Origin of the sequence: Rhodococcus sp. R1101 (assembly GCF_000278445.1) — a bacterium.
Lineage (GTDB): Bacteria > Actinomycetota > Actinomycetes > Mycobacteriales > Mycobacteriaceae > Rhodococcus > Rhodococcus gordoniae.
Map to the genome: position 1 here is coordinate 1 of NZ_AJVB01000188.1, position 7,029 is coordinate 7,029.

Here is a 7,029-nt window from a genome sequence, read left to right on the forward strand (position 1 = left end):
GTCAGACCCGGGGACCACCAGGCCTCGCCCATCAGATCCACATCGGCGCCCACGGCGATGCCCGCCTGGTGTGCCTTGCCGAGATTCGACCACGGACCCATGGAGTCCCGTGCCGCGCCCGGCACACCGTACTTGCTGCGCATCTCGTCGTTCTGATCGAAACCGCCGGCGGCGAGGACGACGCCCTTGCGCGCGCGGATCGTCCGCCGCTCACCGTTGTTCTCGACGATCGCGCCGACCACCACACCGTCCTCGACGATCAGTTCCTCGAGCGGGGTGTTCCGGTGCAGCTCCACATTCGGGTACTTGCGCATGGCGACGAGGAATCGGCCGACGAGGGCGCGACCACCGATGAGCACATCGGGCAGGGCCTCACCGTTGCGTTCGCGGCCGAGCGGGCCGCGGATCGACTCGTTGAGTTCGGGATCATCGGCGACGGGCATCGGCGACGGAACGATATGGCGTCCCTGGGCACGGGCCTTCGGGGCCTTGCCGAAATAGTCGGGCCACGGGTAGACCGCGAATTCGAGGTCGTCGTCGGATTCCAGGTAGTCGACGAGGGGGGCGCCGCCGCGGACGTAGGCCTCCTGCAGCTCGCGCGGGGTGCGGTCGCCGACGACCGCGTGATAGTAGGTCAGCGCGTCCTCGATGGTGTCGTCGTCACCGGCACGCTGCAAGACCGCGTTGGTGGGAAACCAGACACCCCCGCCACCGGAATACGCCGTGGTACCGCCGAAGTACTCGGACGCCTCGACGAGGATCACCGAAAGTCCTTCACGCGCAGCGGTGTACGCACCGCAACACCCTCCGGCTCCCGACCCCACCACGAGGACGTCGCATTCTTCCGCCCACTCCGTCATGACTGCTGCCTTCCGTCGACCGTTCGTGTGGAACACGCCACACTAGGCAGAAGGTGAAGAGTCGCGACACGATCATCTCGCTGTACGGGAGAAAAACGTCCGATCGGTCGCGCTCGACCGCGGTGCGGTCGGTCCCGCTCGACCGCGGTGCGGTCAGTCCCGCTCGACCGCGGCGCGGTCAGTCCCGTCGGTTGCGCGGCTTCCAGACCACGAGGGCATTGCTGCGGGCCACCGGCACCAGATCGCCGCGCGTCGAACGCAACTGCACGACCTCTGCGTTGAGTTCCGCGACGCGATGCTGCAGCGCCTCGACCTGGTTGGTCAATTCGATGATCCGCTTGATCCCGGCGAGGTTGACGCCTTCGTCCTGGGAGAGTCGCTGCACCTCGCGCAGCAGTTCGACGTCGCGCGGCGAATACCGGCGGCCGCCGCCGCTGGTGCGGTGCGGGGTGACGAGTCCGAGTCGGTCGTAATTACGCAGCGTCTGCGCATGCATCCCGGCGAGTTCTGCTGCCACCGAGATGACGTAGACGCGCGCATCGGGGTCCGGTGACAGATCCCGCGGCATTCTCGTCTCGCTCATCACGCACCTGCCCATCCCTCTCGAGGATCGAAACCGCCTGCCTCTTCTGCACGAAGATAGTTGTGAAGTGCTTCCGTCGCCTTCTCGTCGAGATTCTGCGGGATCGCGACCTTCACGGTCACGAGCAGATCTCCGGCGCCGCCACTGCGCTTGGGAACACCGCGGCCACGCACTCGCAGCACCCGGCCGTCGGCCGTTCCCGCGGGAATCTTCAGTCCGACCCGGCCGTCGAGCGTCGGCACCGACACGGTCGCGCCCAGGACGAGTTCGCCGTAGCTGACGGGGAGCACGAGGGTGAGATCGTCGCCCTCACGGCCGAACACGCGGTCGGGTCGCACGTGCACCGTCACGAACAGGTCGCCCGACGGGGCGCCGCGCAGACCGGCCTCACCCTGGCCTGCGAGACGGATACGGGAGCCGTCCTTGATACCGGCGGGCACACGCACGGTGATGGTGCGGGTGCGGTTCTGGACACCGGTGCCGCGGCAGTCGGTGCAGGGATTGTCGATGATCGATCCGCTGCCCCGGCAGTCGTCACAGGGCTCGGAGAAACCGAACGCACCCTGGTTGCGGGAGATCACACCGCTTCCGTTGCAGTTCGGGCACACCCGCGGACTCGTTCCCGGCTGGGCACCGCTGCCGTGGCAGGTGGTGCACGGCGCCGGGCTGGTCATCCGCAGGGGAATCGTGACGCCCTGAACGGCGTCGCGGAAGTCGAGCGTGGTCTCGGTCTCGACATCGGACCCGCGGCGCGGACGCGAACGGCCGGCGGTGGGCGTGGTGCCGCCACCGGCGCGGTTGAACAGCCCGCCGAACAGGTCGCCGAGCCCGCCGTCGCCGCCGCTACCACCACCGCCGAACAGGTCGCCGATGTCGAAGGTCGCCCCGGTGCCACCGGAGAATCCGCCGGTGCCGGCACGGAAGCCACCGCCGCCGGGGAAACCGCCGGAGGCGAACATGCGCCGGGTCTCGTCGTATTCCTTGCGCTTGGCGGGATCCGACAGGACGGCGTTGGCCTCGCTGACGGCCTTGAAGCGCTCTTCGGCCTGCGCGTCACCGTGGTTGGCGTCGGGATGCAGATCCCGTGCCAGTTTCCGGTAGGCCTTCTTGATCTCGTCCTGCGTCGCGTCGGGGGAGACGCCCAGGTCCTTGTAGAAGTCCTTCTCGATCCACTCCCGCTGGCTCACCGGGCGTCTCCTCCTCTCGCGTTTTCTTGTTCTTACTCTGTGCCGGACTCACCCGACGGCGTATCCACCGGATCGCCGTCGGTCACCGTCACCATCGCGTGCCGCAGAATGCGGTCGCCGAAGCGGTAGCCCTTGCGGAGCACCGCGCCGAGCACCGGATGGTTGCCGTCGCCTTCCATCTGGACGGCCTCGTGCAGTTCGGGATCGAAGGCATCGCCCTCGACACCGAATGCAGCCAGTCCGAGGGAGTCGAACACGCCGGTGAGCTTGTCCGACAATGCTTTCAACGGACCCGACTCGAGGTCGCCGTGCGCGCGGGCACGGTCGAGGTCGTCGAGGACGTCGAGGAACTTCGCCGCGACGGATGCCTTGGCCTCCTCCGCGGACGCCGCGCGCTGCGCTTCGGCGCGGCGACGGTAGTTCGCGAACTCCGCGCTCACCCGCTGCAGGTCGGCGGTGCGTTCGGCGAGTTCCTTCGCCTCCTGCGACTGCCCCTCGGTCTGTCCGGCCTTCTCGGCCTCACCCTCCGCAGGAACCGACTCGATCACCTCACCCTCCTCGGCGCGCGGCTCGTCGGCCGGGTCGCGCACCTCGAAGGTCTCGGGGTCGATCCGTCGCTTGTCGGTGACGGTCACCGGTTCCTGCTCGGGCTTGTCGGCACTCACTTCTTCTCCGAATCGTTGGGCTCGTCGACGACCTCGGCGTCGACGACGTCGTCGGCACCTGCGGCCGCGCCGTCACCGGCAGCGGCACCGTCGGCGCCCTGCGCCTCGTAGATGGCCTGGCCGAGTGCCTGCGACTCGGTCGCGAGCTTCTCGACGGCGGCCTTGACCGCGTTGATGTCCGAGCCGGAGAGAGCGTCGTTGGCCTCCTTGACGGCAGCCTCGACCTTCTCCTTGACGTCGGCCGGCACCTTGTCCTCGTTCTCCTTGATGAACTTCTCGGTCTGGTGCACGAGCGACTCGGCCTGGTTGCGGACCTCGGCCTCCTCGCGACGCTTGCGGTCCTCCTCGGCGTGGGCCTCCGCATCCTTGACCATCCGGTCGATCTCCTCCTGGGACAGGCCGGAGCCTTCCTGGATCTTGATCGTGTTCTCCTTGCCGGTGCCCTTGTCGCGGGCGGTGACGTGGACGATGCCGTTGGCGTCGATGTCGAAGGTCACCTCGATCTGCGGGACACCGCGCGGAGCCGGTGCGATGCCGCCGAGCTCGAAGGAGCCGAGCAGCTTGTTGTGCGCGGCGATCTCACGCTCACCCTGGAAGACCTGGATCTGCACGGACGGCTGGTTGTCGTCGGCCGTGGTGAAGGTCTCCGACCGCTTGGTGGGGATCGTGGTGTTGCGCTCGATGAGCTTGGTCATCACGCCGCCCTTGGTCTCGATACCGAGCGACAGCGGGGTGACGTCGAGCAGGAGCACGTCCTTGACCTCGCCCTTGAGGACGCCGGCCTGCAGAGCAGCACCCACGGCGACGACCTCGTCGGGGTTCACACCCTTGTTGGGCTCGCGGCCACCGGTGAGCTCGCGCACCAGATCGGTGACAGCGGGCATACGGGTCGAGCCGCCCACGAGGACGACGTGGTCGATATCGCCGACGGAGATGCCGGCATCCTTGACGACCTGCTGGAACGGAGCGCGGGTGCGCTCGAGGAGGTCGCCGGTGATCTTCTGGAACTCCGAGCGGGACAGCTGCTCGTCGAGGAAGAGCGGGTTCTTGTCGGCGTCCACGGTGATGTACGGCAGGTTGATCGAGGTCGACTGCGAGGACGACAGCTCGATCTTCGCCTTCTCCGCGGCCTCACGCAGACGCTGCAGGGCCATCTTGTCCTTGGTCAGGTCGACGCCGTGCTGCGCCTTGAACTTGTCGACGAGCCAGTTGACGATGCGCTCGTCCCAGTCGTCGCCGCCGAGATGGTTGTCGCCGGAGGTCGCGCGGACCTCGACGACGCCGTCGCCGATCTCGAGGAGGGACACGTCGAAGGTGCCGCCACCGAGGTCGAAGACCAGGATGGTCTGTTCCTTCTCACCCTTGTCGAGGCCGTAGGCGAGCGCGGCAGCGGTGGGCTCGTTGACGATGCGCAGGACGTTGAGGCCGGCGATGGTGCCGGCTTCCTTCGTCGCCTGACGCTGGGCGTCGTTGAAGTACGCCGGGACGGTTATGACCGCGTCGGTGATGTCTTCACCGAGGTACGCTTCGGCGTCGCGCTTGAGCTTCATCAGCGTGCGGGCGCTGATCTCCTGCGGCGTGTACTTCTTGTCGTCGATGGCCACGGTCCAGTCGGAGCCGATGTGGCGCTTGACCGAACGGATGGTGCGGTCGACGTTGGTGACCGCCTGGTTCTTGGCGGGCTGCCCCACCAGAACCTCACCGTTCTTCGCGAATGCGACGACGGACGGGGTGGTACGGGACCCCTCTGCGTTGGCGACCACCACGGGCTCGCCGCCTTCCAGAACGGAAACGACCGAGTTGGTGGTTCCGAGGTCGATGCCGACCGCACGAGCCATAATTTTCCTCCAATGTTCCTGCCGCGGCGCGTGTGCACCGCGAAAACGTTCCATGCCGACCTGAGCCTGTTCGACTCAGGTGAGCGCGGTCGACTCAAGCCTGCACCGGAGCAACTCTTGTCGTCAAGTGAAGTTGAGCCTGTTGCACTCAAGTTGTCTGACCCATCCAACGGCAGGTCGTGGGAATTTGTTCCGGAGGTGACGAGCATCACTCCTGCGCTCGATCCTGTCGACTCGTCTTCCACCGCGTCCGAAACGACCCGCTGGGCGGGATATGCCGGTGCCGTGCCGCTTCTCTCGGTCATAGCGTGAATTCACTTCATGAACTCCCAGGTCCGGTCCTGTCCGGACCGGACGGCTCGCGCTCGTGGAAAGGCTTCCCCCAGTGAACGGACGATATTCGGAACCCGAGATCATCACCGACTTCGACGTCGTCGTAGTCGGTGCCGGCATCGCCGGTTTGTACGCAATCCATCGTTTCCCCAGCCGCGGCCTGACGGTCCGCGCGTTCGAAGCCGGGTCCGGGGTCGGTGGTGTCTGGTACTGGAACCGCTATCCCGGAGCACGTTGCGACGTCGAATCCGTCGACTACTCGTACTCGTTCTCCCCCGACCTCGAGCAGGAATGGAACTGGAGCGAGAAATACGCCACCCAGCCCGAGATCCTGGCCTATCTCGAGCACGTCGCCGACCGATTCGAGTTGCGCCGCGACATCCGGTTCGACACCCGGGTCACCTCGGCGGTTCTCGACGAGGACACCCTGCGGTGGACCGTACGCACCGACGGTGGCGACGTGGTCTCGGCGCGGTTCTTCGTCGTCGCGGCCGGACCGCTCTCGAACGCGAACATTCCTGCCTTCGACGGTCTCGACCGCTTCGCCGGTGACGTCTTCCATACGGCCCACTGGCCCCACGAAGGGGTCGATTTCACCGGCAAGCGGGTCGGCGTGCTCGGCACCGGATCGTCGGGCATCCAATCCGTCCCGATCATCGCCGAGCAGGCCGAGAAACTGTTCGTCTTCCAGCGCTCCGCCAACTACAGCATCCCCGCCGGCAACGTCCCGCTCGACGATGCCACCCGCGCCGAGCAGAAGGCCGATTATGCCGAGCGGCGCCGGTTGTCCTGGCAGTCGGGCGGCGGTTCCCCACATCAACCACATCCGAAGTCGGCGCTCGAGGTCTCCGAGGAGGAGCGACGCGCCGTCTACGAGGAACGCTGGAAACTCGGTGGAGTCCTCTTCTCGAAAGCCTTCCCGGATCAGCTCACCGACCGGGCCGCCAACGACACCGCCCGCGCGTTCTGGGAGGAGAAGATCCGCGCGGTCGTCGACGATCCCGCGGTCGCCGAACTGCTGATCCCCAAGGACCACGCCATCGGGGCCAAACGCATCGTCACCGACAGCGGGTACTACGAGACGTACAACCGCGACAACGTCGAACTCGTCGACCTGCGCAGCACCCCGATCGTAGGGATGGACGAGACCGGCATCATCACCACCGGGGCCCACTACGACCTCGACGCGATCGTCCTCGCCACCGGTTTCGACGCCATGACCGGATCACTCGACAAGCTCGAGATCGTGGGGCGCGGTGGACGTAGCCTGAAGGACAAGTGGGCCGCCGGACCACAGACCTATCTCGGGCTCGGCATCGACGGCTTCCCCAACTTCTTCAACCTCACCGGCCCCGGCAGCCCGTCTGTCCTTGCGAACATGGTGCTGCACTCCGAACTTCACGTCGACTGGGTCGCCGACGTCATCGCCTGTCTCGACGCTCGCGGCGCGGCCGGCATCGAGGGCACCCCGGAGGCCGTTGCCGACTGGGTGGAGGAATGCCGCAGCCGGGCCGAGGCGTCGTTGCTGAATTCCGCGAACTCCTGGTACGTCGGCGCGAACAT

7 protein-coding genes are annotated in these 7,029 nt (G+C 66.8%); 2 read left to right on the forward strand and 5 right to left on the reverse strand.

The window, feature by feature from the left end; all coding sequences use genetic code 11:
* The 5 genes from R1101_RS0113030 to dnaK form a co-directional block, all read right to left on the reverse strand.
* A partial coding sequence (locus R1101_RS0113030) for an FAD-dependent oxidoreductase (protein ID WP_016933858.1) occupies nucleotides 1-860 on the reverse strand: 860 nt, incomplete at its 3' end.
* A gap of 178 nt (nucleotides 861-1,038) precedes the next feature.
* Complete coding sequence (locus R1101_RS0113035) at nucleotides 1,039-1,443, reverse strand: heat shock protein transcriptional repressor HspR (RefSeq protein WP_016933859.1); 405 nt, start codon at nucleotides 1,441-1,443, stop codon at nucleotides 1,039-1,041.
* Complete coding sequence (gene dnaJ, locus R1101_RS0113040; protein WP_016933860.1) at nucleotides 1,443-2,630, reverse strand: molecular chaperone DnaJ; 1,188 nt, start codon at nucleotides 2,628-2,630, stop codon at nucleotides 1,443-1,445. Before dnaJ ends, R1101_RS0113035 begins: the two co-directional genes overlap by 1 nt.
* Nucleotides 2,631-2,662: 32 nt before the next feature.
* On the reverse strand, nucleotides 2,663-3,295 hold the full coding sequence (gene grpE / locus R1101_RS0113045; RefSeq protein WP_016933861.1) for a nucleotide exchange factor GrpE: 633 nt from the start codon (nucleotides 3,293-3,295) through the stop codon (nucleotides 2,663-2,665).
* Nucleotides 3,292-5,133 carry a molecular chaperone DnaK gene (gene dnaK / locus R1101_RS0113050; RefSeq protein WP_016933862.1) on the reverse strand — a complete coding sequence of 614 codons (1,842 nt, stop codon included), beginning with the start codon at nucleotides 5,131-5,133 and terminating at the stop codon, nucleotides 3,292-3,294. Before dnaK ends, grpE begins: the two co-directional genes overlap by 4 nt.
* Before the next feature lie 12 nt (nucleotides 5,134-5,145).
* Between dnaK and R1101_RS30995 the strand changes: the two genes are divergently transcribed.
* Nucleotides 5,146-5,445 carry a hypothetical protein gene (locus tag R1101_RS30995; RefSeq protein ID WP_157179154.1) on the forward strand — a complete coding sequence of 100 codons (300 nt, stop codon included), beginning with the start codon at nucleotides 5,146-5,148 and terminating at the stop codon, nucleotides 5,443-5,445.
* A 73-nt stretch (nucleotides 5,446-5,518) separates the two neighbouring features.
* Nucleotides 5,519-7,029 (forward strand): flavin-containing monooxygenase (locus tag R1101_RS0113055; RefSeq protein WP_016933863.1); only part of this gene is annotated, 1,511 nt, incomplete at its 3' end.